28 protein-coding genes are annotated in these 26,001 nt (G+C 46.1%); 13 read left to right on the plus strand and 15 right to left on the minus strand.

Annotated features, from left to right (window positions below; genetic code table 11):
* Nucleotides 1-295: 295 nt before the first annotated feature.
* A complete protein-coding gene (locus tag SD450_RS00445) occupies nt 296-1,513 on the plus strand; it encodes a sensor histidine kinase (RefSeq protein WP_318342690.1) in 1,218 nt (405 codons plus the stop codon).
* A 113-nt stretch (nt 1,514-1,626) separates the two neighbouring features.
* Here the strand turns inward: SD450_RS00445 and SD450_RS00450 are convergent, their stop codons facing one another.
* On the minus strand, nt 1,627-1,863 hold the full coding sequence (locus tag SD450_RS00450; RefSeq protein ID WP_318342691.1) for a hypothetical protein: 237 nt from the start codon (nt 1,861-1,863) through the stop codon (nt 1,627-1,629).
* 374 nt (nt 1,864-2,237) lie between these two features.
* On the opposite strand from SD450_RS00450, the gene msrA reads away from it, so the two are divergent.
* Nucleotides 2,238-2,930, plus strand: coding sequence for a peptide-methionine (S)-S-oxide reductase MsrA (msrA, locus tag SD450_RS00455; RefSeq protein ID WP_318342692.1), 693 nt, complete (start codon nt 2,238-2,240; stop codon nt 2,928-2,930).
* Nucleotides 2,931-3,047: 117 nt separating this feature from the next.
* On the opposite strand, the gene SD450_RS00460 is transcribed toward msrA, so the two are convergent.
* From SD450_RS00460 to SD450_RS00475, 4 genes are all read right to left on the minus strand, one after another.
* Nucleotides 3,048-4,490: a hypothetical protein gene (locus SD450_RS00460; RefSeq protein WP_318342693.1), complete on the minus strand. Its 1,443-nt coding sequence runs from the start codon at nt 4,488-4,490 to the stop codon at nt 3,048-3,050.
* A complete protein-coding gene (locus tag SD450_RS00465; protein ID WP_318342694.1) occupies nt 4,462-5,064 on the minus strand; it encodes a hypothetical protein in 603 nt (200 codons plus the stop codon). The genes SD450_RS00460 and SD450_RS00465 overlap by 29 nt, the downstream gene beginning before the upstream one ends.
* Nucleotides 5,054-5,590, minus strand: coding sequence for an RNA polymerase sigma factor (locus tag SD450_RS00470; RefSeq protein WP_108423475.1), 537 nt, complete (start codon nt 5,588-5,590; stop codon nt 5,054-5,056). Before SD450_RS00470 ends, SD450_RS00465 begins: the two co-directional genes overlap by 11 nt.
* A gap of 151 nt (nt 5,591-5,741) precedes the next feature.
* Nucleotides 5,742-6,167, minus strand: a complete 426-nt coding sequence (locus SD450_RS00475) for an organic hydroperoxide resistance protein (RefSeq protein WP_318343083.1) — start codon at nt 6,165-6,167, stop codon at nt 5,742-5,744.
* 197 nt (nt 6,168-6,364) lie between these two features.
* Here SD450_RS00475 and meaB point away from each other — a divergent pair, with 197 nt between their 5' ends.
* Genes meaB through SD450_RS00490 form a run of 3 tightly spaced genes read left to right on the plus strand, consistent with a single transcriptional unit; the run spans nt 6,365 to nt 9,265 of the window.
* Nucleotides 6,365-7,408, plus strand: coding sequence for a methylmalonyl Co-A mutase-associated GTPase MeaB (gene meaB, locus SD450_RS00480; RefSeq protein WP_318342695.1), 1,044 nt, complete (start codon nt 6,365-6,367; stop codon nt 7,406-7,408).
* Nucleotides 7,409-7,443: 35 nt separating this feature from the next.
* The gene (locus SD450_RS00485) at nt 7,444-8,406 is read left to right on the plus strand and encodes a glycosyltransferase family 2 protein (protein WP_318342696.1); all 963 of its coding nucleotides are present in this window, start codon (nt 7,444-7,446) and stop codon (nt 8,404-8,406) included.
* A complete protein-coding gene (locus SD450_RS00490; RefSeq protein ID WP_318342697.1) occupies nt 8,387-9,265 on the plus strand; it encodes a lysylphosphatidylglycerol synthase transmembrane domain-containing protein in 879 nt (292 codons plus the stop codon). The genes SD450_RS00485 and SD450_RS00490 overlap by 20 nt, the downstream gene beginning before the upstream one ends.
* On the opposite strand, the gene SD450_RS00495 is transcribed toward SD450_RS00490, so the two are convergent.
* The 5 genes from SD450_RS00495 to mazG all read right to left on the minus strand — a co-directional run bounded on the left by SD450_RS00495 (nt 9,253) and on the right by mazG (nt 14,104).
* Nucleotides 9,253-10,911 carry a glycosyltransferase family 39 protein gene (locus tag SD450_RS00495; RefSeq protein ID WP_318342698.1) on the minus strand — a complete coding sequence of 553 codons (1,659 nt, stop codon included), beginning with the start codon at nt 10,909-10,911 and terminating at the stop codon, nt 9,253-9,255. The two genes, SD450_RS00490 and SD450_RS00495, sit on opposite strands and share 13 nt — an antisense overlap.
* On the minus strand, nt 10,908-11,477 hold the full coding sequence (locus SD450_RS00500; protein WP_318342699.1) for a phosphatase PAP2 family protein: 570 nt from the start codon (nt 11,475-11,477) through the stop codon (nt 10,908-10,910). The genes SD450_RS00495 and SD450_RS00500 overlap by 4 nt, the downstream gene beginning before the upstream one ends.
* Entirely contained in the window at nt 11,477-11,704 is a 228-nt protein-coding gene (locus tag SD450_RS00505) for a hypothetical protein (RefSeq protein WP_318342700.1), read from the minus strand. Before SD450_RS00505 ends, SD450_RS00500 begins: the two co-directional genes overlap by 1 nt.
* Before the next feature lie 161 nt (nt 11,705-11,865).
* A complete protein-coding gene (locus SD450_RS00510) occupies nt 11,866-13,233 on the minus strand; it encodes an MATE family efflux transporter (protein WP_318342701.1) in 1,368 nt (455 codons plus the stop codon).
* 97 nt (nt 13,234-13,330) lie between these two features.
* On the minus strand, nt 13,331-14,104 hold the full coding sequence (gene mazG, locus SD450_RS00515; RefSeq protein WP_318342702.1) for a nucleoside triphosphate pyrophosphohydrolase: 774 nt from the start codon (nt 14,102-14,104) through the stop codon (nt 13,331-13,333).
* 168 nt (nt 14,105-14,272) lie between these two features.
* Here mazG and SD450_RS00520 point away from each other — a divergent pair, with 168 nt between their 5' ends.
* Together SD450_RS00520 and SD450_RS00525 are read left to right on the plus strand one after the other, a co-directional pair.
* Complete coding sequence (locus tag SD450_RS00520) at nt 14,273-14,917, plus strand: GDSL-type esterase/lipase family protein (RefSeq protein WP_318342703.1); 645 nt, start codon at nt 14,273-14,275, stop codon at nt 14,915-14,917.
* A 13-nt stretch (nt 14,918-14,930) separates the two neighbouring features.
* Complete coding sequence (locus tag SD450_RS00525) at nt 14,931-16,508, plus strand: beta-N-acetylhexosaminidase (RefSeq protein ID WP_318342704.1); 1,578 nt, start codon at nt 14,931-14,933, stop codon at nt 16,506-16,508.
* 3 nt (nt 16,509-16,511) lie between these two features.
* Here the strand turns inward: SD450_RS00525 and SD450_RS00530 are convergent, their stop codons facing one another.
* Genes SD450_RS00530 through ruvX form a run of 3 tightly spaced genes read right to left on the minus strand, consistent with a single transcriptional unit; the run spans nt 16,512 to nt 18,014 of the window.
* Entirely contained in the window at nt 16,512-16,955 is a 444-nt protein-coding gene (locus SD450_RS00530) for a DUF5606 family protein (RefSeq protein WP_318342705.1), read from the minus strand.
* Between the two features lie 53 nt (nt 16,956-17,008).
* Nucleotides 17,009-17,599 carry a peptide deformylase gene (gene def / locus SD450_RS00535; protein ID WP_318342706.1) on the minus strand — a complete coding sequence of 197 codons (591 nt, stop codon included), beginning with the start codon at nt 17,597-17,599 and terminating at the stop codon, nt 17,009-17,011.
* Between the two features lie 4 nt (nt 17,600-17,603).
* A complete protein-coding gene (gene ruvX, locus SD450_RS00540) occupies nt 17,604-18,014 on the minus strand; it encodes a Holliday junction resolvase RuvX (protein ID WP_318342707.1) in 411 nt (136 codons plus the stop codon).
* A gap of 98 nt (nt 18,015-18,112) precedes the next feature.
* Between ruvX and SD450_RS00545 the strand changes: the two genes are divergently transcribed.
* The gene (locus tag SD450_RS00545; protein ID WP_318342708.1) at nt 18,113-18,928 is read left to right on the plus strand and encodes a 2,3,4,5-tetrahydropyridine-2,6-dicarboxylate N-succinyltransferase; all 816 of its coding nucleotides are present in this window, start codon (nt 18,113-18,115) and stop codon (nt 18,926-18,928) included.
* Nucleotides 18,929-18,934: 6 nt separating this feature from the next.
* Here the strand turns inward: SD450_RS00545 and SD450_RS00550 are convergent, their stop codons facing one another.
* Complete coding sequence (locus SD450_RS00550; protein WP_318342709.1) at nt 18,935-19,975, minus strand: beta-1,6-galactofuranosyltransferase; 1,041 nt, start codon at nt 19,973-19,975, stop codon at nt 18,935-18,937.
* Between the two features lie 98 nt (nt 19,976-20,073).
* Between SD450_RS00550 and glf the strand changes: the two genes are divergently transcribed.
* Nucleotides 20,074-21,183 (plus strand): UDP-galactopyranose mutase, encoded by a 1,110-nt coding sequence (glf, locus tag SD450_RS00555; protein ID WP_318343084.1) that lies wholly within the window; start codon nt 20,074-20,076, stop codon nt 21,181-21,183.
* Nucleotides 21,184-21,412: 229 nt separating this feature from the next.
* The gene (locus SD450_RS00560; RefSeq protein ID WP_318342710.1) at nt 21,413-22,216 is read left to right on the plus strand and encodes a glycosyltransferase family 2 protein; all 804 of its coding nucleotides are present in this window, start codon (nt 21,413-21,415) and stop codon (nt 22,214-22,216) included.
* Here SD450_RS00560 and SD450_RS00565 read toward each other — a convergent pair.
* A complete protein-coding gene (locus SD450_RS00565; RefSeq protein WP_318342711.1) occupies nt 22,198-23,031 on the minus strand; it encodes a glycosyltransferase family 2 protein in 834 nt (277 codons plus the stop codon). The two genes, SD450_RS00560 and SD450_RS00565, sit on opposite strands and share 19 nt — an antisense overlap.
* Before the next feature lie 229 nt (nt 23,032-23,260).
* Between SD450_RS00565 and SD450_RS00570 the strand changes: the two genes are divergently transcribed.
* From SD450_RS00570 to SD450_RS00580, 3 genes are read left to right on the plus strand one after another with little or no spacing between them, the layout of a single operon-like run.
* The gene (locus SD450_RS00570; protein ID WP_318342712.1) at nt 23,261-23,911 is read left to right on the plus strand and encodes a zinc-binding alcohol dehydrogenase; all 651 of its coding nucleotides are present in this window, start codon (nt 23,261-23,263) and stop codon (nt 23,909-23,911) included.
* Between the two features lie 3 nt (nt 23,912-23,914).
* Nucleotides 23,915-24,475 carry an L-threonylcarbamoyladenylate synthase gene (locus SD450_RS00575; RefSeq protein WP_318342713.1) on the plus strand — a complete coding sequence of 187 codons (561 nt, stop codon included), beginning with the start codon at nt 23,915-23,917 and terminating at the stop codon, nt 24,473-24,475.
* A 1-nt stretch (nt 24,476) separates the two neighbouring features.
* Nucleotides 24,477-25,907: a CCA tRNA nucleotidyltransferase gene (locus tag SD450_RS00580; RefSeq protein WP_318342714.1), complete on the plus strand. Its 1,431-nt coding sequence runs from the start codon at nt 24,477-24,479 to the stop codon at nt 25,905-25,907.
* The last annotated feature ends 94 nt before the right edge of the window (nt 25,908-26,001 follow it).

The following is a 26,001-nucleotide window of genomic DNA, read 5'->3' on the forward strand; positions in this document are numbered from 1 at the left end:
TGATTTTTCGAAAGAAAAATTGTATCGAGAACCAGAATAATAAGTCCATAACCGATTAGCTCCGCTGAATCTTTGATTTCTCAATACAAAATTCCTCTGGGATTTCACTCGAATTGACGGTTTTGACATAAGAAGCCTTCGAAATGTATAACAGGTAAGTGACAGTTATTTTATAGCTGTCACTTTTTTTATATCAAAAACATATTTAGATTTACATCCAGAAACACCCCATTAAGCTACTTTTGCTACCCCTTTATCAACCTTGGTAGTGGAGGATTACAATCACGTGCAGTATATGAAAGTTCCTGGTAAGGATAAATATCGGTTACAAGACAAGATTGATTTGATACTCAAGGTTAATTACAGTTCCTCCGTTTTTGCAGCCCTGTTCGGGCTGATCTGCTTTTTTTTCCTGGACATTCGTGAGGTAATCCCTTATACCTTTATTGGATATGCCTTCATCAACCTACTGAATACCAGCCTGTACCAACGTCATAAAAATTTGGTGCTCACCTACAACCTTACCTCCATCCTATCCATGATCGGGGCCATCATTATCACTATGTATAGCGGGGGCATCCAGAGCCCTTTTATTTTTGTGCTGGCCATCATCGTCTTTGCCGGTTATGTGACGACCAAAGTTTTTGGGCAGTTGTACCTGATCGTCAACTTGGCCGTACTCACCATACTTTTTCTGTACGACACCGGGGATTTTAGCATTTCCGAGAACACTGTTCCCTTGGAATCGCGCAGCTGGTTTGCCTTTCTCAGTGCTGTTTTTGCAGTGTACCTGCTCGGCGGGGTTTTTGGGAAGAACCTGCTCATGGCGCATCACAAATTGTACAAATCCCGAAATGAGATCCAAGAACGGATAGAGGAAAAGGAAACGTTACTGAAAGAGGTCCATCATAGGGTAAAAAACAACCTCCAGACCGTTTCCAGTCTGTTGAGCCTACAGTCCAGGGCCATTGCCGATGAAAAGATCAGCAGCATCATCAAGAGCAGCCAGAACCGTGTGGTGTCCATGGCGATGGTACACGAAATGCTCTACAAACGGGACGATTATCTTTCCAAGATAGAGCTCAGGCCCTATGTGAAGGAACTCTGCGATTATTTGGTACGTTCCGTGAAAGGGAGCAACAACACTGTAAAAGTGGATTTGGACATTGACGATCACAAACTCAGCATCGACACCGTGATCCCCATCGGTCTGATCATCAACGAGACCATAACCAATGCCCTTAAATATGGTATAACCGAGCCAAAGGGTGGCGAAATCCATGTTTCGGTCAAAAAGATAGGGGAAAAACGGTATCAAATGTACCTTGGCGACAATGGGATCGGATATTCGGAAGATATCAACCCAAGGACGACCAATTCATTGGGCCTTAAACTCATCTACAACCTGAGCCGACAGCTCCGGGGAACTATCAGCAGGGATTATGACAAAAAGGGCACCTACTACTGCATCGAATTCGAGGAGGTCATTGAGGAGTTCAATTCCGTGGATTGACGGAGGCTATCCGCTTTAAAACTTTTTTGCCCTGAAAGAAAAGGCAATCGTGGCCAACACAAAGGCCAAACTGATGAAAAGGGTAAATGGGATCAATAAGTTGAAAATCATGATTAGGCCAATATTGATTTGTTCTTTTTGGTAGAAAAGGAAAGAGCCTGTTTTACCCTAGAATTCTTGAATTTATACAACCTGGCCACTTTATCATCTTTACGGATGTTCTGCGTAAGGTCGATATCCAAAACCACTTCCGCAGTAATGGTTTCCACTTTTACCTCTTTGGAAATGTCCTGTGCCATGGCCAGGGTTCCGAAAAAAGCTACTGCGATGATGGTCAAAATTGTTTTCATGATTTGGGTTTGTATTACGAGGTAAAATTACCTTCGTGCCTACCCGATCTAGATTTCTATCGTCCAATAACCCTCTTTTTTCGGTATAAAAATTTTTCTTGGGCGAAGTGCATTTTATCGACGATGAACGTATTGGCGGTAAAAAACGGGATGCCGAGCGCATATGCATTTCATCGATCTTTTGAAAAATGACCTTTCCTAACACATTGGTTCAGTGATTTTTATTTGTAGGAAAAACTTTTCATTTATAGCCCTTCAATACATATAACATCGCATTGGTCTTTGGTATGAACAAAGGAAGTTGACCATCCATTAACATATTTTAACAACCTTTGGCGTAATACTTAGTACCTTAAGGCAACTAAGTAAAAAAAATGAAAATCGTGAGAATCCCACTTTTATCCCTTCTTATTCTGGTATCCACCAGTTGCCAACCCAAAAACAAATCGGGCCAACAGGAAACTGCCCAAAAAGGCGAAGAAAATACCTTGATGGAAAACAGCCTTACCGCGGACGAATTACAATGCTATGAGACCGCCTATTTTGCAAGTGGCTGCTTTTGGTGCGTCGAGGCCATTTTTGAAAGTGTAAAAGGTGTCAAGGAAGTCTATTCGGGCTATTCGGGCGGAACGGAGAAAAACCCGACCTACAAAGAGGTTTCCTATGGAAAAACAACCCATGCGGAGGCCGTGGAAGTGTATTACGACCCCAAGGTCATCTCTTTTACCCAATTGGTACAGGTCTTCTTTGGCTCACACGACCCCACTACCCTGAACAGACAGGGGCCGGACAGGGGTGCCCAATATCGCTCCATTGCCTTCTATAAAAATGAGGCACAAAAGAAGATCATCACGGATTACATCGCTCAACTGGAAGCTGAAAATGTCTATGATCGCCCCATTGTGACCGAGGTGAAAAAATTTGACAAGTTTTATAGGGCGGAAGAATACCATCAGGATTACGAAAAAAGAAATCCGAACAACAGCTATATCCAAAATGTGTCGATACCAAGATTGAACCGGTTCAAGGAAAATTTCAAAGCTTATTTGAAAGAAGGGACGCATTGACCCAAATTATGGGGAACGCTATTTTAAACGGAAGGAAACTGCTTTGAGGTTTTGGGCAAGAAGAGTTGAAAGGCCCGGAAGTGATGATGGAGTTTTATCGGTGCTTTGTCGGAAGCCTTATTTGTCCTTCAGCACCACCTCGCTATATTTGGAATTGATGGTGATGGCTTTGCCCCCATTTTTGTTGAGATGGTACCCCTTCAATACAGTAGCTCCCTGATTTTTTGAACTCTCCAGCTTCAATGTTTGGGGATATTGAAGTTCGGATGTGGTCTCGTTGACCGAAATCACAAAGGGTGTGGACGGCAATTTACAGTCCAACTCCCCATTTTCCACACACACCTCAAGGGATTTGAACCCATCGGACACCGTATTGATGCTCAAACTGCCAAAATTGTTCTTCACCACAGCCCTACTGGCCAGCTTCCCTATCACCACTTTGGAAGAAACCGAACTAAGGTCCAGTTCCACCACCTCTTTCAAACTCACCTTGTCGGAATAATCCGTTTTCAATTTCCCATAGTTCCACTGCTGCACCACTACGGGGGAATATGAGGCACGGATATAGGTTTTTTCCCCATCAATGGTGGGGGCATGCAAGCTTGCGTAGGACAAGCTTGCATTGATGTTCTTTGTATTGGCCGCCAGTTTCACTTCCCCATGCCTCACGTTCATGTTCAGTTTGAGGTACTTTGGCATTTTAATCTTGATGCGTTTTTTCACCTTGTACTCCTTGTTCTCCCCATCAGAGGAAAAATAGAAGACATTGGGGCTGGAACGCAACGTCCTGGCTTCTGCCGCATATTGCTTTCTCATCTCTTCCCTTTGGCTCCTGAGTTCCTCACGTTGCTGCCTCAGGTCCTCCTGCATCTCCTTGCGCTTCTCTTCACGTTCTTTTTGGAGTTCTTCCCTTTGCTTGATCATTTCTTCCCTGTGTTTGTCCCTTTCCTTGGCCATTTCCTCCATCTCCTTGCCCCATTCCTCAAAGCGCTTTTTGTACTCTTCATCAAAAATCTTGTCAAACTTATGCTTCCATTCCTTCAAGTACTTTTCCTTGTCCTTTTTATAGGCATCATAATCAAACTCCACAAAAGGCGTCGGGGGCATGGGTGGCATGGTCGGCATGAAAGAAATCTCAGGAAGTACGGCTATCTCTGGCATTTCGGGAATTTCTATGGTGGCCATGATGTGTTCGATGGAAGGAATCTCTGGAAAATCGAAATTCATTTCCTTAAAGTTGTACAAATAGGGGCCCGCACCTTTGGTGCTCACCTCAATTTCCTTGCTGTTGCCCATGATCTTGACGAGGTCCTTTTCAAAATACGCCTTGGCCTCCTCATCACCCACTCCTTCGAGTTCCACCACCACGGTGATCTCCACTTGGTCCTTGTCCCAAGTTTCAAACTCAATGTCCGCATGGCTGGTATTGAGGTTCAGTTCGGTGTCCTTGTTGACACTGTAGGTTTCCTTGTAGGTCTTTGATTTCTCCTGGGCACGGCAGACAAAGCCTGCGAGCAGCAAGAGCAACCCGTTACATAATATGAGACGATTCCTGTTCATTTTTTGATGATTTTAATTGATTCAACTTTGTTTTTAATTTTTGCAGCAATTGCAACCTGAGCTGCAGGTTCATGATCAAGGCACTTATGGTCTGATCGTTGGGTCCCAGTTCGTTCAGCTCCTTGTTCAATTGTTGGTATTCGTCGTTCAGTTCCGCCAATCGCTCCAAGTAGCTGTCCATGAGCTCCTTGTTGTCCGCGTTCATCTCCAGGTCGGACAATTGTAGATTGATATTGGTGGTATAATAAGTTTCAATTTTTTTGAAATCCGGGGAGAGGTCACCCAGTGAAATGGTCTGTTCCTGCCCATCCGTGTTTTGCCTATCCACAACGATCACATTTTCATCGGGCAAATCCCCTTTGCCTGAACTGCCCATGAAATAAACTGATAATCCCACCGCCACTATCACGGAGGCCGCTATTTGCAACCACAGGGTATAAACCTTTTTCTTGTGTGGCCCTGCTGGCAGCTGTCCATCCAATTTTTCAAGGAAACGGGCCTCATGTCCCTCCTTCATGGAGTAGCTTTTCTGCTCCCTTTCCTTTTCGAACATTTTCCGAAGATCATGTGCCATATACCAAATCTTTTAATTTCTCTTTCAATTGTGCTTTTCCGCGTAACAACCGCGTCCTGGATGCCGTGTCCGAAATCCCTAACACCTGGGAGATCTCGCTGTGATCATATCCTTCCACCAAGAACAGTTGCACCACATACCTATATTTTCCCGGCAACTCCTCAATCGCCGCTTTTACCTGTTCCAAGGAAATGCTTTCCTCGACCGACCAATCATCTTCTTCTGCGACATGCATGTAGTTTTCATCCAGTTCCTCCGTCCGTTGGTGTTTCGATTTCAGAAAATCGATACTCCCGTTCACCACTATCCTCTTTAACCATGCCCCGAACGTGACCTCTCCCTTGAACTGATGGATGCGTTGGAAGGCCTTTATGAACGATTCTTGGAGCACATCCTCTGCATCATCCGCATTTTTGAGGAAACGCATGGCCACCCCGAACATACCATCACAGTACTGTCGGTACAGTTTCAATTGTGCCTGACGATCGTTGGCCTTGCACTTTTCCACCAGTTCAATATGAAACAAGCTCGGTTCTATGTTTGGTCTTTTAGCTGTTCAACTTAAGGACGATGCGAAAAACGCAACGTTGCAAAATAGGTTGTTTTTGGCTCACTTTTAACAAAAAAATCCTGCCGACTTTCACCGACAGGATTCATTTTGAACAAGTTATGATTTTTTATTCGTCCAACATCAAGTTCAAGTGAACGGTAATATTGTCCCTTGTCGCCTTGCTGTATGGGCATATTTCGTGGGCGGCATTGATCAAATCCTCCCCGGTCTCCTGATCTACCGTTGGCAAATAGGCGTCCAAGGTGGCTTCCAGAAAAAATCCATCCTCTTCTTTATTGAAGGCTATGGTGGCCGTCACATTGAAATCCCCAAGATCGTCCACTCCATGTTCCTTGGCCACGGCCTGCAAGGCACCGGCAAAACAGGTGGAATATGCGGCCGCGAAAAGTTCCTCGGGATTGGTGGACTTGGGGTTGGGCTTGCCTTTGGCATTGGGCATGGAAATATCGAAATCCAATACGCCGTCCTCGCTCTCCACATGTCCTGCCCTGCCTCCCGTATTGGTGGCCTTACTTTCAAAAATTGTCTTCATCATATCTAGTTTATAGGTTTCCGTCCGGTTCCTTGAAATGACCGAACATTACGTTGAGAAGTTACCAATTTGAATTTGGAAGTTCCCTACAACAGGTATTAAATTTTTGTGAAATGACAATAGAAAGGCACCGCTCCCATCTCCTTTAACCCATAAAAACTTTATACCTTAGTGATGAATTGAACCAGCATCGACCCTTGGCAAAGAAAAAGAGCACACCCGAAGATACCGTGTCGAAGATCAAAACCCTCCGCAGGCAGGAAATTTCTGTGGATACCCTCACCGAAGGTATCTTCAAGGGGGACAAGGCCATGTTGGCCAAGGCCATCACCCTTTTGGAAAGTACACAGCCCGCCCATTTTGAAAAAGCCAATGCCGTGGTGGAAAAATGTCTTTCAAGGCCGGGCGAGAGCATACGGTTGGGGATTACGGGCGTGCCCGGTGTGGGCAAGAGCTCGTTCATCGAAACCTTGGGTACCACACTTACGGCCATGGGCAAAAAAGTCGCTGTACTGGCCGTGGACCCCACCAGTTCGCTGAGCAAAGGCAGTATTTTGGGCGACAAGACCCGGATGCAGACCCTTTCCAATGACCCCAATGCCTTTATCAGGCCCTCCCCTTCGGGAAGTTCGTTGGGCGGGGTGGCGCAAAAGACCCGTGAGAGCATCATGCTCTGCGAGGCAGCCGGGTATGATGTGGTGCTCGTGGAGACCGTGGGTGTGGGCCAGAGCGAGGTGGCCGTGCACAGTATGGTCGATTTCTTTTTATTGTTGAAGCTATCGGGTGCCGGGGATGAGCTACAGGGCATCAAAAGGGGCATTATGGAAATGGCGGATGCAATAGCCATCAACAAGGCCGATGGCAGCAATGTGGAGAAGGCCAAGTTGGCCGTTACCGAGTTTCAACGGGCCTTGCACCTGTATCCCCCAAAGCAGAACGGATGGACCCCAAAAGTGATGAAATGTTCTGCTTCCGAAAACACCGGTGTCCGAGAAATCTGGGCCATGGTAGAAGATTTTGCCCATCAGAACAAGGAAAATGGGTTCTTTGAAAAGAACAGAAAAAACCAGAACAAGAACTGGTTCCTTCAGACCGTGGACGACCACCTGAAGCAGTTTTTCCATCAAAAACCAGCGTTTATCAAGGTGCAGAACGAATTGCTCAAGGACATTGAACAGAACAAAGTGTCCCCTTTTTATGCGGCCAAAATCCTATTGGACAAGATTACCAAGGAACTTTAAATAAAAGCGATAAATTTGCACAGATCAAAAATGAAATGAGCACCGTCACCGATTCCCTTTTATCCATAGTGGTTCCGTTATACAATGAAGAGGACAATGTGGTCCTTCTCACCCAAAAGATCCATGAAAGTCTTGAAGGATACAACTACCAGATCGTGTATGTGGACGATTTTTCCACGGACCAGACCCGAAAAAGGGTCAAGGATATGGATGATGACAAGGTCCATCTCATTGAACTGAAAAAAAATTACGGACAGAGCCTTGCCCTGGCTGCCGGACTTGACTACGCGGAAGGGGAATACATCATCACCATGGACGGCGACCTTCAGAACGACCCTTCGGACATTCCGCACATGCTGGAATATGCCGTGAGCGGGGAATATGATGTGGTCACGGGCATCCGTCAAAAACGAAAGGATTCACTCGTAAAGAAAATCCCTTCCAAAATCGCCAACTTTTTGGTGCGAAGGGTAACCAAACTGGACATCAAGGACAATGGCTGCGCCCTGAAGGTATTCACCAAGGATATTGCCAAAGGACTGAACCTGTATGGCGAAATGCACCGTTTCATCACGCTTTTGGCCTTTTTGGAAGGCGGGCAGATCAAGCAGGTTCCCGTAAAGCACCATGCGCGCCATGCCGGGGTCTCCAAATATGGACTGGAACGCGTTTTCAAGGTGGTGGCCGACATGATGTTGTTGCTCTTCATCCGGAAGTATTTCCAACGTCCCATCCACCTTTTCGGAATTTTCGGGGTGTTGTTGATCATCCTTGGCATATTTATCAACATCTACCTGTTGATCGTGAAACTTGGGTTTGGTGAGGACATCGGCAGTAGGCCCTTGCTCATTTTTGGGATGATGTTCATCTTGGGGGGCATCCAATTGTTCACCATCGGGATCGTGATGGAACTCTTGATACGCACCTACTACGAATCCCAACAGAAACGGCCCTATCGCATCAAAAAAATTACCATAGGTGACGGAAAAGCTGCGTAAACAGGGAATCACTGTCCTAAAGATCGTTGTAAGTGCAGCGCTAATCTATTTCATTTTCACCAAAATAGATCTGAAGGACGTTTTGCAGACACTCCGAAAGAGCGACCCGCTTTTTCTGTCCCTTGCACTCCTATTTTTTGTGGTTTCCAAAATATTGTCCGCATTCAGGTTGAACCTGTATTTTCACCAAATAGGAGCCCAACTTTCGCACATCAGCAACCTGAAATTGTATCTGCTCGGGATGTTCTATAACCTTTTTCTTCCCGGGGGAATCGGTGGGGATGCCTACAAGGGCTACGTGGTCCAAAAAGCCTATAACCCGGGTACACAAAAAGTAGTTTCAAGCTTGCTACTGGATCGGTTGAGCGGGATGTTATTATTGTTCATTTACGCCTGTGTGTTGGCAATCCTATCGGACAATGGTCTTTTTGGTGACTTTTTATGGTTTTCTATTTTAGCCATTCCTGTAAGCTCTGTATTGTTTTGGACCATGAACAAACTTGCTTTTCCGACCACCTTTCCCGTTTTTTGGAAATCTTTTGGGTATTCGGCACTCGTGCAATTAGCACAATTGGTCTGTGCGTTCTTTATTTTAAAGTCATTATCGGTGACGATAGACCCCATCGAATATCTTTTCGTTTTTTTGATTTCGTCCATAGTATCGGTCATTCCATTGACGATCGGTGGGATTGGAAGCCGGGAAGTCACTTTTCTCTATGGCGCCAAATGGTTGGGATTGGACGCAAGCACATCTATCGGTATCAGTTTCACCTTCTTTTTGATCACGGCCCTCGTTTCTTTTGTGGGAATCGCGTACCATTTCAAAAAACCGGAACTGGAATCGAATCAATCCAAATGAACCAAATGCATGTGGTTGAGCTTGCCCTCACGAGTGTTCGGGTTCAGGAATTTGGCCTGTAGGCGGGTGATCCGGAATTGATCTACCGTGATCTGTTCCTCCCACTGGAACCCATTTTTTTGCAGTTGCTCCAGTTCCTCGTCCGTGGCATACACCCAAATATCCTTTTTATCGGCTATTTCCGACAGTGAAGTGATCTGTACCGGCTTTTTGTTATAGAAATCCAACGACCAAGAGTACCTTTCCGAAATCTTATAGATCTTGTCCACGGGAATGTTGTTCTCCCTCACCTTTTCCGCCATGGTGGAGCCTCCTTGATATTCAAGCAATTTGGGATAGAATTGGGCATTCATCAACCCGTTCAGTACTACCGAGCTGAGAATGGCGACCGTCACGATCTTAGCATAGACCGTTTCTTTTTTCAAGATGAAATAGGCCACTAGGGTCAATGCTGCGACCAAAAATAAATACCCGTACCACTGTTCCAATCGGAACACATAGAAACAGACCAACAACGAGAAAACGACCACCAATCCCAATATAAAATATTGGATGCCTAGGATCACTTTGGCCATTTTCTGTTTTCCCCGTTGATAGAGCCCAAACAGGAAAGCGGCCGACATCACGGCATACAGGGGAATCAAAATATTGATGTAGTGCGGCAGTTTGAACTGCGCAAAACTGATCAGAAAGAATAGAATGGAAATGCCGCCAACGGTCAGAAATTCTAATTGCGGACGCTGGGCAAACCTAGCTTGCCATAATGCTTTCAACTGCGTCCAATAGCCGACCAATGCCAGAACGGTCCATGGCAGGAACACCCACAAAAAGGTATGGAAGAAGAAAAAGAAATCGCTACTGTTCTTTCCAACGCCTTCGCCGCTCATCCGCTCAAAGCTCTGTTCCCAAAAAATGAAAAAGATACCGCTTCGGTGGTCCTTGCCGCGGATCACTTTTTCCGGGTGCAGGTCAAATTGATGGTAATAGGCATACAGCATCGGGGAGATGGTCAACCCAAAGACCAAAAGGGCCACCAGCAACCGCCAATTGAGCAAACGCGCCCATTTTCGGGTATAGGCCAAATGGCACAAAAGGGAAATCCCAATGACCACAAGAGCTATCTGCCCCTTGGTGGAAAAGGCCATCCCAGCCCCAAAGGCACCCAATACAACACTCTGTAAAGTTACTTTTTCAATAAAGGTCGCCAATTGCCATATCGCAAAAATGGTGAATCCGGTCAGCACGGCATCGGTACGAATATCGATATTGGCCAGCACTATGGTCTGTGCGGTCATGAATATGAGGGAGGCCAAGCGTCCCACATCCTTGTTATATAGCAATTTTCCGAGCCCGTAGCAGCTGTAAGCGGCCAAAAACGTGGCCAATATGCCCGGAATGCGGTAGGCCCAATCGTGTATTCCAAATACTTTATAGGAAAGAGCGGCCAACCAATAGTGCATGTGAGGCTTGTCCAGATATTCTTCCGGACCTTTGAAGAGACTCAAAAAATCATTCTCTTGGACCATTCGCATGGCCATTACTGCAAATTGGGCCGAATCGTTCTCGAAGAGGGTCACGAACATCCCCACGATGTATACCAATACAATCAGGACAATAAAGAACCAATACCGGGTCGTGGAGATCATGAACCTATTTTTTGGAATGCAAATATAGCCAACCTTGCAAATACCCATCCGAAGAAAGAGCCGACCAAAGCCCCAGTGACCACATCCAAAGGATAGTGCACGCCAATATAGATCCGGCTGTAGGCCACAACACAGGCCCAAAGAATCAAGATCCAGCCTATGTATTTCACCTTATTCCGAAAAAGAACGGTGAAGAAAATGGCCGGGCCGAAAGAATTGGCCGCATGGGCCGAAAAATACCCGAACTGTCCGCCACAATAACTCTTCACCAGGCGCATCATGGTACTGATTTCCGGCTCGTGGCAAGGTCGTAACCGGGCCAAGCCATATTTGAAAAAATTGGACAACTGGTCCGTGCAAGTGATCAGCAAGGCAATGCCAACCAACACAACGGCAGTTTTCTTCAGTCCAAAATGTTTGTAGGTAAGATAGAGCAATAGTAGATAGAGCGGGGCAGAATTACGGGTGGTGGTCATGAACATCCAAAAACCGTCCCATGCCTCCGTTCCCAATCCGTTCAGGAACAGGAAAAGGTCTTTATCTAACTGTATGAGCTGGTCCAACATTATTCGTCGTATCTGGAGACTTCCCTATCGTAAAACGCCGTGGCCGCCTCGATAAGGCCTTCGGCCTCTTCGGCAAGCTCTGCTTCGTCCTCTGGGGAAAATTCTTCCAGCCACTCCACTTCATCATCTTCCAAATTGATGACAAAACGTGGGTATTCGGTATGGACTATGAAAATGGCCGTGGGATAATCGGTGTTATCGGCCAATAAAAATTTAGGTAGTTCCATGTGCTTTTAATTTGGTCCCGAACATTGGGAAACTTAGGTTTAAATTGCTGTTATATTGTTTTTATGTCACCCTGAACGGTCTATCAACAACGTCTCGACTGCGCTCGACGTGACAATTCCGATTCCAAATTAACTTTTGTCAACTTGGGCGGAGCAAATATTTAGTTTGCAATCAATTTTTTCGTCAAATAGTTGAATCGAATATACAACATTACCGCCGATGCTGTTAGCCCCGACAGCAATCCTATCCAGATGCCCGTGCTGCCAAAATCCGTGAACAGTCCCAAATAATAACTGATCGGAAAGCCTATCAACCAATAGGCCACAAAGGTAATGAGCGTTGGGACCCTTACATCCTGAAGCCCACGAAGTGCCCCGAGCACCACCACTTGCAGTCCATCCGATATCTGAAAAAAGGCGGCGACCAGCAACAGTTTGGCCGCTATAACGATCACCTCAGTGTTGTCCGCTTGGTTCATCAAGTCGTCCACATCCAAATAAATGGTGGGAAACCAGTGTCTCCCCATCAAAAAGAGGGCGGCGAACACAATTTCCAATAGCAATGTCAGAAAAAAGATGGATTCGGCGATGCGCCTGAGCTCCCTGAAATTTTGGAGCCCTTTTTGGTTGCCCACACGCACCATGGCTGCCACGCTGAGGCCCATGCCCACCATGAAGGTCATGCTGCTCAGGTTGAGGGCAATCTGGTTGGCCGCCTGTGCATTTTTACCCAATACGCCGCTCAGCCAGATGGCCGCCGTGAAAATGGCCACTTCAAAGAACATCTGCAACGCAGAGGGAAACCCAAGGTTGATGATTTTTTTCATCACCTTTTTCTCAATTTTTTTGAAATTGAAATGGGTCACATAAACCTTGAACTTTTTCTTTTGCTTCAACAAAAACCAAATAAAGGCAACCATTACCACACGCGACGCCAAGGTTCCGATGGCCGCGCCCACAATGCCCAACTTAGGAAATCCAAGAGACCCAAATATGAGCAGGTAATTGAGGGAAATATTGACCACATTGGCCAAAATGGTGGCAATCATGGGGTATTTGGTCTGCGACAATCCATCAGAAAACTGTTTGAACGCTTGGAACATGACCAAGGGGACCAAGGAAAAGGCCACCAATTCCAAATACGGAATGGCGAGTTCCACCACCTCGGGAGGTTGCTCCATATGGTACAGCAGGGGTTTGCAAAGCAAAATGACCCCGAACAGGGAAAGTCCCAGTAGCGTACAGAGTACCAAACCGTGTTTGAGAGCGTTCTTGCCTGCCGCTTGGTCCCCTGCCCCATCGGCCTCTGCCACCAAAGGGGTTATGGCCGTTGAAAAGCCAATGCCCAAGGACATGGCAATGAACACAAAACTGTTTCCGAGGGAGACCGCGGCCAATTCGGCCGTGCCCAATTGCCCAACCATGATGTTGTCCGCAAAGGCTACAAAAGTATGCCCCAACATCCCTAAAATAACGGGGTAGGACAACTTGAGGTTATACGTGAATTCTTTGGTGTATTGCTGGAACACTTCGGTGGTTTAAAAAAGAGCGTAAAGATAGTGGTATCGGAAAAATTTGGAGGTTATTCAAGGTTAGATTTTTGATAAATCAACCTATCGCTATGATTCAAAGACCTTTTGCCTCTTCCCAAAAAACGTCCATTTCCGCCAAGGTCATTTCCCGTAAGGTCTTTCCCGATTCCTTGGCCTTGCCCTCCAAATATTGGAAACGCTTGATGAATTTCTTGTTGGTGCGTTCCAGGGCATTCTCTGGATTGATTTTCAGAAAACGGGCGTAGTTCACCATGGAAAAAAGCACATCGCCAAATTCGGACTCCATCTTGTCCTTGTCATTCTGCTTCACTTCATGCTGGAGCTCTGCCAATTCCTCCTTCAGTTTTTCAAAGACCTGTTCCGGGTACTCCCAGTCGAACCCCACCCCGGCCACTTTTTCCTGAATGCGGTTGGCCTTCACCAATGCCGGGAGGCTGTTGGGCACACCCTCGAGCACGCTTTTCTTTCCTTCCTTCAGTTTGATGCTCTCCCAGTTCTGCTTTACCTCTTCTTCGTTCTGCACCTTGACATCGCCATAAATGTGCGGATGCCTGTTGATCAATTTTTCGCAAATACCATTGGCCACATCTGCAATGTCAAAATCCCGGGTCTCGGAACCGATCTTGGCATAAAAGACAATGTGCAGCAACAAATCACCCAATTCCTTCTTCACCTCATCAAGGTCATTGTCCAGAATGGCGTCGCCCAGTTCGTAGGTTTCCTCAATGGTAAGGTGGCGGAGGGTCTGCATGGTCTGTTTTTTGTCCCATGGACATTGCTCACGGAGCTCGTCCATGATGTTCAACAGTCGTTCCAATGCCTTTAGCTGCTCTGGTCTTGCGTTCATCTATAATATTTTAGCCAAAAGTACAAATCCCCTACTTTAGACCATATTGGATCTTGGTGTTATTTCTGAAGAGTATCAACCATTTTTCAACACTTTTTCAAACGGAATACAAAGGAAAGCCCTAGGATGAAGTTCATATCCCTTATTTTTGGAAAAACATCTCGATCCATGAAGAGAATCCTAGTTGCCCTATTGCTCCTCTCCTACTTTGGCCATTCCCAATCCCCCGAACCTTTCAAAAAAGAGGTGACGGATATCCAGAAAAAATATGACACCCTCTGGGATGCATCCCGTCCGGCCATCGTATTTACGGGAAGTTCCAGCGTCCGGTTGTGGGAAGATCTTCAAGAACGCTTCCCCCATCACCAAGTGCTGAACACTGGCTTTGGTGGTTCCCAATTTTCGGACCTGGCCCTCTATCTTGACGATCTTATTTTGGACTACAGCCCGACCAAGGTCTTCATTTATGAAGGGGACAATGACATCTCTGCAAAAAAAAGACTGAGGGACATCCTTGACACATCTGAAAATATCATACAGACCCTTCAGGAAAGAAAACCGGACATGGATATTGTCCTTATTTCGCCCAAACCCAGCATTTCCCGATGGAAATTGCGTGGCAAGTACAGGCGTTTGAACAGAAAGTTGGCCCGATTGGCCTCAAAAACCAAAGGAGTGGAGTTTGTGGATGTCTGGTACCCGATGTTGGAGAAACGGAAACTAAAACAGGACATCTTTATTGAAGATGGACTCCATATGAATTCAAAAGGGTATGACATCTGGTATGATGTCCTCAAAAAATACGTAGAATAACCAATCGATAATCATGATATACCGATCTCTAATACTGTTCGCTGCCATCATTTGCTTGGCCGCCTGTCAAACCGAAAAAAAGGAAATCGTGTTTCCAAAAACGGATTTGACCACTGTTCCCTTGATCCCCAAACCAGTCAAGACAATCGCCACGCACAGTGCCTTTGGATTGGACAGCAGTACAACCATCTATACCTCGACGATAGATCCCAAATTTGAGGAGGTGGGCAAATACCTATCCGAAAAAATAAAGGGAAAGACCGGTTTGGACCTTACGGTGAATGCCACGCCTGACAGCAAGGTGGAGCGGATGATCTACATCAACCAATCCGACAGTTTGGAACTGGAGTCGGCCGAGGCCTACCAGCTCTACATCAAGAAAGATTCCATTCTTTTGAACGCCAAAACCGCTGCGGGCGCCTTTAGGGGCATACAGACCCTTAGACAGCTTATCCCACAGCAAAGCAATGACACACTTACCGACCATCCTTTGTGGCTGATACCGACCGGAAAAATACTGGACGCACCCAAGTTTGCCTATCGCGGAGCCATGCTGGATGTGGCGCGTCATTTCTTTACGGTGGACGAGGTGAAAAAATTCATGGACATCCTCGCCTATTACAAGTACAACACGCTGCACTTGCACCTGACCGACGACCAAGGATGGCGTATCGAGATAAAATCTTGGCCAAAATTGACGGAGATCGGCGCAGCGACCGAAGTTGGCGGTGGCAAAGGTGGCTTCTTCACCCAAGAGGATTATAAGGAATTGGTGCGATATGCGGCGGAAAGACACATCACCATCGTTCCCGAGGTTGACATGCCCGGACATACGAACGCCGCTTCGTTGAGTTATCCCTTTCTGCACTATGCTAGAGCTGAGACTCCGCGTGTACGAACCGATATGAAGGTAGGATACAGTTCTTTTGACGCCCAAAAAGATACCGTTTACAGTTTTCTGGACGATGTGATAGGCGAAATCGCTGCCATTACCCCTGGCCCTTATTTCCACATCGGCGGGGATGAAAGCCATGTGACCAAGAAGAAGGACTACATCCACTTTGTGGAAAAAGTGGAGAAGATTGTACTGAAACATGGCAAAAGATCCATCGGCTGGAACGAAATTGCACAAGCTGACATAGACGCTTCCACCGTGGTCCAACTATGGAACGAACCGGAGCATGCCACCAAAGCTGCCAAAAACGGGTCCAAAATCCTCATTTCGATGGCCGGGAAAACCTATATGGACATGAAGTACGATTCCATTTCGGAATATGGGTTGACCTGGGCAGGCCTTATCCCTGTGGACGTGGCCTACAATTGGCTCCCTGAAACCTTGGTGGAGGGTCTTCCTGTGGAGAGCATCCTAGGCATTGAGGCCCCTTTGTGGTCCGAGACCATCGACGACAGTGCCGGAATGGAATATTTGGCCTTTCCGCGCGCCATTGGATATGCCGAACTGGGCTGGTCCCCAACGGAACATTGCGATTGGGAGGACTACAGAAAGCGATTGGCGCAGCAAGTGCCCTATCTGAACGAGATGAAAATCAATTATTATCCAACAAAGTTGGTGGACTGGGCCAAGGAATAAAGTTTATTCTTCCTCGCTGGAAGCTGTTTCAGCGGGGACTTCTTCAGCGTCTTCGGCCACAACAAAATCGGTGATCTTGTTATCGATCAAGATGTTGTACCATTGGATGATCTTCTTGATATCACTGGCATACACCCTGTCCTCGTCATAATTGGGAAGGATCTCGAAGAAATATTCCTCCAACTCAATTTTGTCGGCCTTGTGGTTGATGGCGGTCTTTTTGCCGTCTTCCTTTTCTTTTATCTTTTGGAAGACTTCACGAAGTGGCACTTCCTCTTCCAAGGTATAAATGGCGATTTCGGAAAGTACGCTCACATTGCTCCGCAATCCTACGGTAACACGCTTGCCGTCCAATAGGGATTCGCCGACAAAGCCGCTTCTGGTTTGGGTCAGTAGTTTGTAAAGTCCGGGCTTTCCGCCAATAGATAAAATCTTGTCAAGTGCCATTTAAAATATTTTATGCGGGCAAAAATATGGTATTATCGGAAACTGTGATTTTTTTAACGTCCTTTTTTGATATTGGGAAACCTCATTCTATAGTCCACATCAATCTTTCCTTTGGAAATCTTTTCCAAACGGCCTTTTAGCAACCGTTTTTTGAGGGAAGACAACTTGTCCGTGAACATGATGCCCTCAATGTGGTCATATTCGTGTTGGATTACCCTAGCCAACAGACCATCGTAAGTCTCGGTATGTGGCTTGAAGTTTTCATCCATATAGGTGATGGTGATCTCCGGTTTGCGTTTTACATCCTCCCGGATATCGGGTATGCTCAGGCAACCTTCGTTAAAATCCCATTCCTTTCCGGTCTCCTCGGTGATCTTGGCATTGATGAACACTTTTTTGAAACCGTTCAACTTTTCCTGATCTTCTGGGCTCAGGTCTTCATCATCGGAAAAAGGGGTGGTATCCACTACGAACAACCGTATGGGCAATCCCACTTGGGGAGCCGCCAATCCAACGCCATGGGCATTGTACATGGTCTCCCACATGTTGGAGATCAATTCTTCCAGCTTTGGGTATTCGGGGGCAATATCACCTGCTTTTTTTCGTAGGACGGGATCACCGTATGCAACAATGGGTAAAATCATAAAACTAAAATCGGTTTAAGTAGGCCTGCAATATGAGCGTGGCACTTATTTCATCGACCAAGGCCTTGTCTTGGCGCTTTTTCTTCTTCATTCCACTGTCCAGCATAGATTGTACCGCCATTTTGGAAGTGAACCTCTCATCCTGGCGCTCCACAGGAATTGTGGGAAACTTGGTCGCTAATTTCTTTAAAAAATCTTGGATAAGGGCTTCGGATTCCGAGGGCGTATTGTCCATCTGTTTGGGAAGTCCCACCACGATCCGCTCCACTTGTTCCCTTTGAAAATAAGCTTCCAAAAACGGGATCAGATCCTTGGTCTCCACTGTGGTGAGCCCGGAAGCAATCAGTTGGAGCTCGTCCGTGACAGCAATTCCCGTCCTCACCTTACCATAATCCAAAGCCAAAATTCTTGCCAAGACAATTTTTTGGCAAAAATAACCCTAAAAATGTTATGGCCTTAAAATATGGGCCAATATTCTGTGGAGGGGCGTATCTTTGCGAAAAATTTAAGGAAATGACAGAATTAAGGACGCTCATAGAAAAAGCGTGGGACAATAGAGCATTGTTGGAAGAGGAAACGACCCAAACGGCCATTCGTAAAGTTATAGACCTAATCGATTTGGGCGAGCTGCGCTGTGCAGAGCCTACCGAAGAGGGATGGCAAATCAACGAGTGGGTGAAAAAAGCAGTGGTACTCTACTTCCCCATCCAAAAAATGGAGGTCCTTGAAGCTGGCATTTTTGAATATCACGATAAGATTCCACTGAAAAGAGGATATAAAGAGAAAGGCGTTCGTGTGGTGCCCCATGCGGTGGCCAGACATGGCGCGTACATTTCCAAGGGAACCATCCTCATGCCCAGCTACGTGAACATTGGCGCCTATGTGGATGAAGGTACCATGGTGGACACTTGGGCCACTGTGGGCAGTTGCGCCCAGATCGGGAAGAACGTCCACTTGAGCGGTGGTGTTGGCATCGGAGGTGTTTTGGAACCTTTGCAAGCTGCCCCGGTCATCATTGAGGACAATGCCTTTATCGGTTCGCGCTGTATTGTGGTAGAAGGGGTCCGTGTGGAAAAAGAGGCCGTACTGGGAGCCAATGTGGTCCTTACCGCTTCCACCAAAATCATTGATGTCACGGGTGATGAGCCTATAGAGTTGAAAGGAAGGGTGCCTGCAAGATCGGTGGTGATCCCCGGAAGCTACACCAAAAAATTCCCTGCAGGTGAATACCAAGTACCCTGCGCCCTTATCATTGGGAAACGCAAGGAAAGTACGGACAAGAAAACATCCCTGAACAACGCCCTAAGGGAACACGACGTAGCGGTATAAAACCTGTTACGCCAACTGCGCCAAGGCATTTGTAACGGCTTCCTGTAAGAAGTGGCCATTGGCAATCTTATTCCGCATGATATGCACATTGGCAACCATTTGTTCGTAAGTGGCGGCATCGATTTGGGCGAGTTTTTCCGACAGTTCTTCCAAGGAGGCAATCGCAAACCCTATTTTTTCCCGTTCCACCACTTGGGCAACGGCTGCTTTGTCCCAAATGATGATAGGAAGGCCCGCCAATAAATACAGGGAGGTTTTGTGTGGATTGTTGTATTGGATGTACTTGCCAAAGTCACCATCACATTCCCGGATGGCATTTCCGTTCCATACCAGGCCAAAGTTTCCCTTCAAGTGGTCCAGAACCTCATCGGGAGCAAAGACCCCTTGGTAGTTCAATGCGGAACCTTCCTTTATTTTCTCCTTTTGAAAACCGTTCCCATAAAGTTTGAGGGTAAAGTTCGGATGCAATTCATCCAACTGGTAGAGGAAGGCGCTTTTTTCCATGCCCAGTCCCCCTGCAAAAACAATTTCATTCCCTTGACCCAAAGACTGTTCAGGCAGTTCTTGCCCTTCGGCCAACAGATAATCGAAGAGATACAAGGGAACCATTTTCCCTTTGTATCCATTTTCTACAAACCACTGCATCATCACCTGATTGTGCAAGATGAGTACATCGGCCTTGTTGAACCACTTCATCTCCTTTCCTGCATCCCTGTTCTTGCCCATTAGCGTCTTTACATCGTGGACGATCAAGATCACCTTACACCCTTTCAGTTTGGCCACGGCCACCTTGTAACCGAAAAATTTACTGAGTGGATATTGCATACAGAGCACCGATGAAAATGGCAACCTGATCAATCCCCAAGTGATGCCAAAAAAGCTGACGATCGCCCCAATGGCCGAACTGGGATGGTTGCTTTGCCGGAACCCAAGGTTCCTAAATCCCGATTTGGACAGTACTTCCTCGCAGTCCATTTTGGGTTTGGATGCCGCATTTCTGGAAAACTTGTAATTTCTGGAGATATAGAACAGTTTTCGGTTTTGCATTTTGGTCCGTTTTTTTCAAAAATATCCTTTTTTATTTTCTCGAATCCATAAATTGCGACCAATCGCCTTTGAATTGTAAACCAAAGATTGTGGACAACATGCGTGAACTCGAATATGATTTTCTGATTGTAGGTGCTGGACTGTATGGTGCCGTTTTTGCCCATGAAGCCCACAAAAAGGGAAAAAAATGTTTGGTGATCGACAAAAGGGAACATCTTGGCGGCAACACCTATTGTGAGGATGTGGGCGGCATCAACGTGCACAAATATGGGGCCCATATTTTCCACACCAACGACAAGTTCATTTGGGACTACGTGAACAGGTTTGTCCCCTTCAACAGATATACCAACTCGCCGTTGGCCAACTTTGAGGGTGAACTCTATAATCTCCCGTTCAACATGAACACGTTTCGCCAATTGTGGGGAATTGTCACTCCAGATGAGGCCAAGGCCATTATAGCGGAACAGACCAAGGAATACAAGGATAAGATACCCTCCAATTTGGAAGAACAGGCACTTTCGCTGGTGGGTAGGGACATCTATGAAAAATTGATCAAGGGATATACCGAAAAGCAATGGGGCAGAAAGGCAACGGAACTGCCGGCCTTTATCATCAAAAGGTTGCCCTTACGCTTCACGTATGACAACAATTATTTCAACGATAACTACCAAGGTATCCCCATAGGTGGCTACAACAAATTGACCGAAGGTCTTCTGGAAGGGATTGAATGCCGAACAAATGTGGATTTTTTCAAGGACCGAAAAAAATTGGAAAGCTTGGCCAAACAAGTGGTGTTCACCGGAAAAATCGACGAATATTTTGATTATCGCCATGGTAAGCTGGAATACCGTAGCCTTCATTTTGAACACACCACCCTCAATCAGGACAATTATCAAGGCAATGCCGTGGTAAACTATACGGAAGCCTCCATCCCCTACACCAGGATCATTGAACACAAACATTTTGAGTTTGGCAAACAAAAGACCACGGTGATCACCAAAGAATATCCATTGGAGGCCTCTTCGGACAATGAACCTTACTATCCCATCAACGATGCCAAGAACACTGATCTGTTCAATACATACAAAAAATTGGCGGAGCAGGAGACAACAACAATTTTTGGGGGCCGATTGGCAGAATACCGCTATTATGACATGCACCAAGTGATCGGTGCCGCTCTGGCCAAAATACGAAAAATAGTGTCCTGATAACTTTCCTACATCTACAATAGGACAAAAAATCCGCATCTTTACGCAACCATCCCCACAGGAACCTATCTAAAGGAAAGAAACTGGATTGTGAAGAATCCACCTATTGCGAACATCATAAAGTAGGGTATTCAAGCAGTCAGTTGTTGTAAGAAAAAGAAACGGAAAACAATTTTTAACCTGTTTTTTTGTTATAGTTTTGTAAAACCATTAACCCCATCCCAATAGTATGGCTGGATTGAGCGCCCCAAAGCAAAAATTATCAGCACTCATCATCACTTACAACGAAATGGGCTACATCGAAAGGTGTATAGATTCCGTTTCCTTTGCTGATGAGATTCTTGTTGTGGATTCCTATAGCACGGATGGAACCTACGAGTATTTGGCAAAACACCCCAAGGTGAAGGTCATCCAACATCCGTTTGAAAATTTCACCGCCCAAAAGTCGTTTACGCTCAAGCAAGCGGCCCATGATTGGGTACTGTTCTTGGATGCGGACGAAGTCGTCACTGAAAAGCTCCAAAAAGAAATCAGGGAGACCATAAACAACCCCAATGCCCATGAGGCCTATTGGTTCTATCGCAAGTTCATGTTCCAAAATGAACCGTTGCATTTCAGTGGTTGGCAGACCGATAAAAACCATAGACTTTTCCGAAAAAGCAAAGTGCAGTTCACGGATAAAAAGCTGGTGCACGAGACCCTTGAGGTGGAGGGAACTTCGGGCATCCTCAAACAACGACTGACCCACTACTGCTATAAAAACTATGAGGATTACAAAGGCAAGATGCTCAAGTACGGTCAACTGAAGGCCAAAGAGGATTTTTACAAGGAAAAAAACTTCAACTACCTTTTGATGACAGTTAAACCCTTGTGGAAATTCTTCAACCACTACGTGATCAGGTTCGGCTTTTTGGACGGCAAAAAGGGAATCACCATTTGCTACCTCAATGCCCTTGGCGTTCTGGAACGATTTAGGGAGTTAAAAAGATTGGAAAAAAAGAACGAGCTGGCCTATTATTTGGTAATGCCGTAATGCGTCCAAACCGCTTTTTTGGACCTCGTTTCCTTTCGTATGGCTTGGTTTTTGGCAATGGACTCCGGTGTCTTATAGCCCCTTTTGTGATCTAGGTGCACACAGACCGCACTATAGCGCAGCTGCTTTGACTTTATTCCAAAATTGAAGAGACGTTCGCCCAATTCCCGGTCCTGTCCCCCATATTGCATGCGCTCGTCAAAACCGTTGACGTTGAGGATGTCCTTTTTCCAACCTGATGAATTGTGGCCGTTCCAACTGGCATTGGTCGGAGTGAAGGTGTTCAACAACTTCGAAATGAAACCGCTCGCAGTGAGCTTGTTGTTCTTGAACGTTTTTGGAATGCCCTTGTCCATCAACCAATGGATGTTGAAGCAATTTTGCTTTTCAATATCCTCCAAAGTGATCATTTTGGAAATGTTCATCGGCAGCATATAGTATCCTCCCGAGATAAAATACCCAACCTCCTTGTTGATGTAATGCACCTCCACAAAATCCTCGCGGGGGATGCAGTCCCCATCCGTCATGATGATGTATTCCGCATTGCACGCCTCCACGGCCTTGTTCAATATCCTTGATTTTTGGAACCCATCATCCTCCTGCCACACATGCACAATGTTGTAGAACACCTTTTCGGAAAGTTCCTCCAGAAGTTCCTTGGTCTTGGGTCCCGAGCCATCGTCCGCAATCACCACTTCAAAGTCCTTGAAAATCTGACAATTGAATCCCCAAAGCACCTTTTTCAGCCATTCCTCGGCATTGTAGGTGCTCACTATCACGGATATTTTCGGTACTTCGCGTTCTTCGTGGCTCATTCAGGCAAAAATAGAAATATTAAATGTTATCACATATCCTTAATTTTGTAATTCCAAAAATACCATAATGAAACTCAAGGAAATACCTGTTTCCCTCTTTAACCAAATTAAGCTAGTTTCGAAATCCCCAAAAAAACTCATTGGGAAAAAAAATAAAATCCCCGTGATAGTCTCATTGGCTTCCATTCCATCAAGGCTTGGTATTGTTCATATTACGGTTAGGAGTATCATGAATCAGAACATCCTACCCGAAAGAATCATTTTGTGGCTACATGAGGACCTAAAAACACAAATCCCCAATGAACTTACAGAATTGACCGGCAGTTTATTTTCAATTCATTTCACAACCTATTCCAGTTCGCACAGAAAACTTGTGGAACCCCTTAAAGTATTCCCAGATAAAACTATCATCACCTGTGATGACGATATGATATACAGAAAGAATTGGTTGTCCAATCTTTATGCAGCACACCAAGCAAATCCCGGTTGTATCATGGCCAATCAAACCCGCTGTATTTCCTACGACAAAACTGGAAAACTGCTCCCATACAAAAATTGGGTATCAAACACAACCTGCCCCGACACCAAAGCAACTTTGCCCATTGGTGCGGGAGGCACGCTCTACCCCCCTGAAACATTGTACAATAAGGTCTTTGATCAAGAACTTTTTCTGCAACTTGCCCCTAAAGCCGATGATCTGTGGTTCAAAGCCATGGGACTGCTTAAAGGTACAACCTCGATGCAGACATCCAACAGTGGAAAAGAGCCAATACCTATTTTGGGTTCACAAAAGGTTTCTCTAAAAAAGTCCAATATTAAAGGGGACATGAACAGAACCCAATGGTTGGCACTTACCGAACATTTTAACCTTAAATTTTAAATCTTGACCGAAGAAATCAACAACTGCATCAAAGTGCTCAAAGAAAGAGGCCTTATCCTCTACCCTACCGATACCGTGTGGGGCATTGGCTGTGATGCCTCCGACCCCGAAGCCGTAAAAAAAGTATATGCCCTCAAAAAAAGGGAGGACAGCAAGGCCCTGATCTGCCTTGTCGCCAACCAAGCGATGCTGGAACGCCATGTGAAACAGGTGCCCGAAGTGGCCTATGACATCATGGACCTGGCCACCAAGCCCACCACCATCGTCTTTGACGAACCGAAGGGTGTGGCCCCAAATCTCGTTGCCGAAGACAACACATTGGCCATCCGGGTGGCGTCGGACAAATTCTGCCAGTACCTCATCAACAAATTTGGAAAACCCATTGTTTCCACCTCGGCCAATATCTCCGGGGAACCCACCCCAAATCGTTTCAAGGATATAGCCCCGGAAATTTTAAAAGGAGTGGACTATGTGGTAAATTTGCCGGACGAAAACAAAAACCCTTCCCCTTCCTCCATCATTAAATTGAGCAATGACGGCCAGGTGAAGGTAATCCGGGAATAGCATGACGAAGGAATTCCATACAGAAGCCATACAACATCCCATTTTTGAGCTGATCGGTTCAACTGCTGATGAACTGGGAATCGACTCCTATGTGATCGGCGGCTATGTACGCGATTATTTTTTACAACGAAACACCCCGAAGGACATAGACATTGTGGCCATCGGGAGCGGAATTGAACTCGCCCAAAAAGTGGCTTCCAAACTCAAGGGAAAACCTGAGGTCTCCGTGTTCAAGAATTTTGGTACGGCCATGATCAAACATCAGGGCATGGAACTCGAGTTTGTGGGCGCGCGAAAGGAAAGTTACCAACGGGACAGCCGAAAACCCATTGTGGAGGACGGTACCTTGGAAGATGACCAAAACCGAAGGGATTTTACCATCAACGCCATGGCCTTGTCGCTGAACAAGGACAGCTTTGGACGACTGTTAGATCCTTTTGATGGATTATCCGACTTGGACAAAAAAACCATCAGGACCCCATTAGAACCTGGCATTACCTATTCCGATGACCCACTTCGCATGATGCGCGCCATCCGTTTTGCCACCCAGTTGGGATTTGCCATCGAGCTCAGGTCTCTTCAGGCCATCACGGAAAATAAAGAACGTATCAAAATCGTTTCCAAGGAACGTATTGTGGACGAACTGCACAAAATAATGATGGCCCGCAAGCCGTCCGTTGGGTTCAAGTTGATGCTCCAAACTGAACTTTTGCCCTATATCCTCCCTGAATTGATTGCCCTGCAGGGTATTGAAGAGGTGGAAGGCCAACGTCATAAGGACAATTTTTGGCACACCCTGGAAGTGGTGGACAACATTGCCGAAACCACGGACAACCTTTGGTTGCGCTGGGCCGCCCTGCTCCACGACATTGGCAAGGCCCCTACCAAAAAGTTCCACAAAAAAATCGGTTGGACCTTCCACGGACATGAATTTGTGGGATCAAAGATGGTGTACAAGCTCTTCAAGCGGCTGAAGATGCCCTTGAACGAGAAAATGAAATTTGTGCAACAAATGGTATTGATGAGCTCCCGCCCCATCATTCTGGCCGAGGACCATGTCACCGATTCAGCGGTCCGCCGTTTGGTTTTCGATGCCGGGGACCATGTGGATGACCTGATGACCCTTTGCGAGGCGGACATCACCACCAAAAACCCAAAAAAACAGAAAAAATACAAGAACAATTTCCAGATTGTACGCCAAAAAATAGTGGAGGTCGAGGAAAGGGACCATGTGCGCAACTTTCAGCCCCCTGTTTCCGGTGAAGAGATTATGGCCACCTTCAACCTGAGTCCCTCCAAGGAAATCGGTATCATAAAGGATGCCATAAAAGAGGCCATTCTGGAAGGGGAAATTCCCAACGAATATGAAGCCGCTTACCAATTTATGCTGGAAAAGGGCAAAGCAATGAACCTAAAAGTACACTCGGAATGAAACCGACATGACCAAAAGAATCGCAGGCAGGCTCATAAGGCTATGATTATTTTGGTCATCAAAGGTTACATCTGACCATTAAAAAAAATGAAAA

It is taken from the genome of Flagellimonas baculiformis (assembly GCF_033441575.1).
In the GTDB taxonomy this organism is placed as follows: Bacteria; Bacteroidota; Bacteroidia; order Flavobacteriales; family Flavobacteriaceae; genus Flagellimonas; species Flagellimonas baculiformis.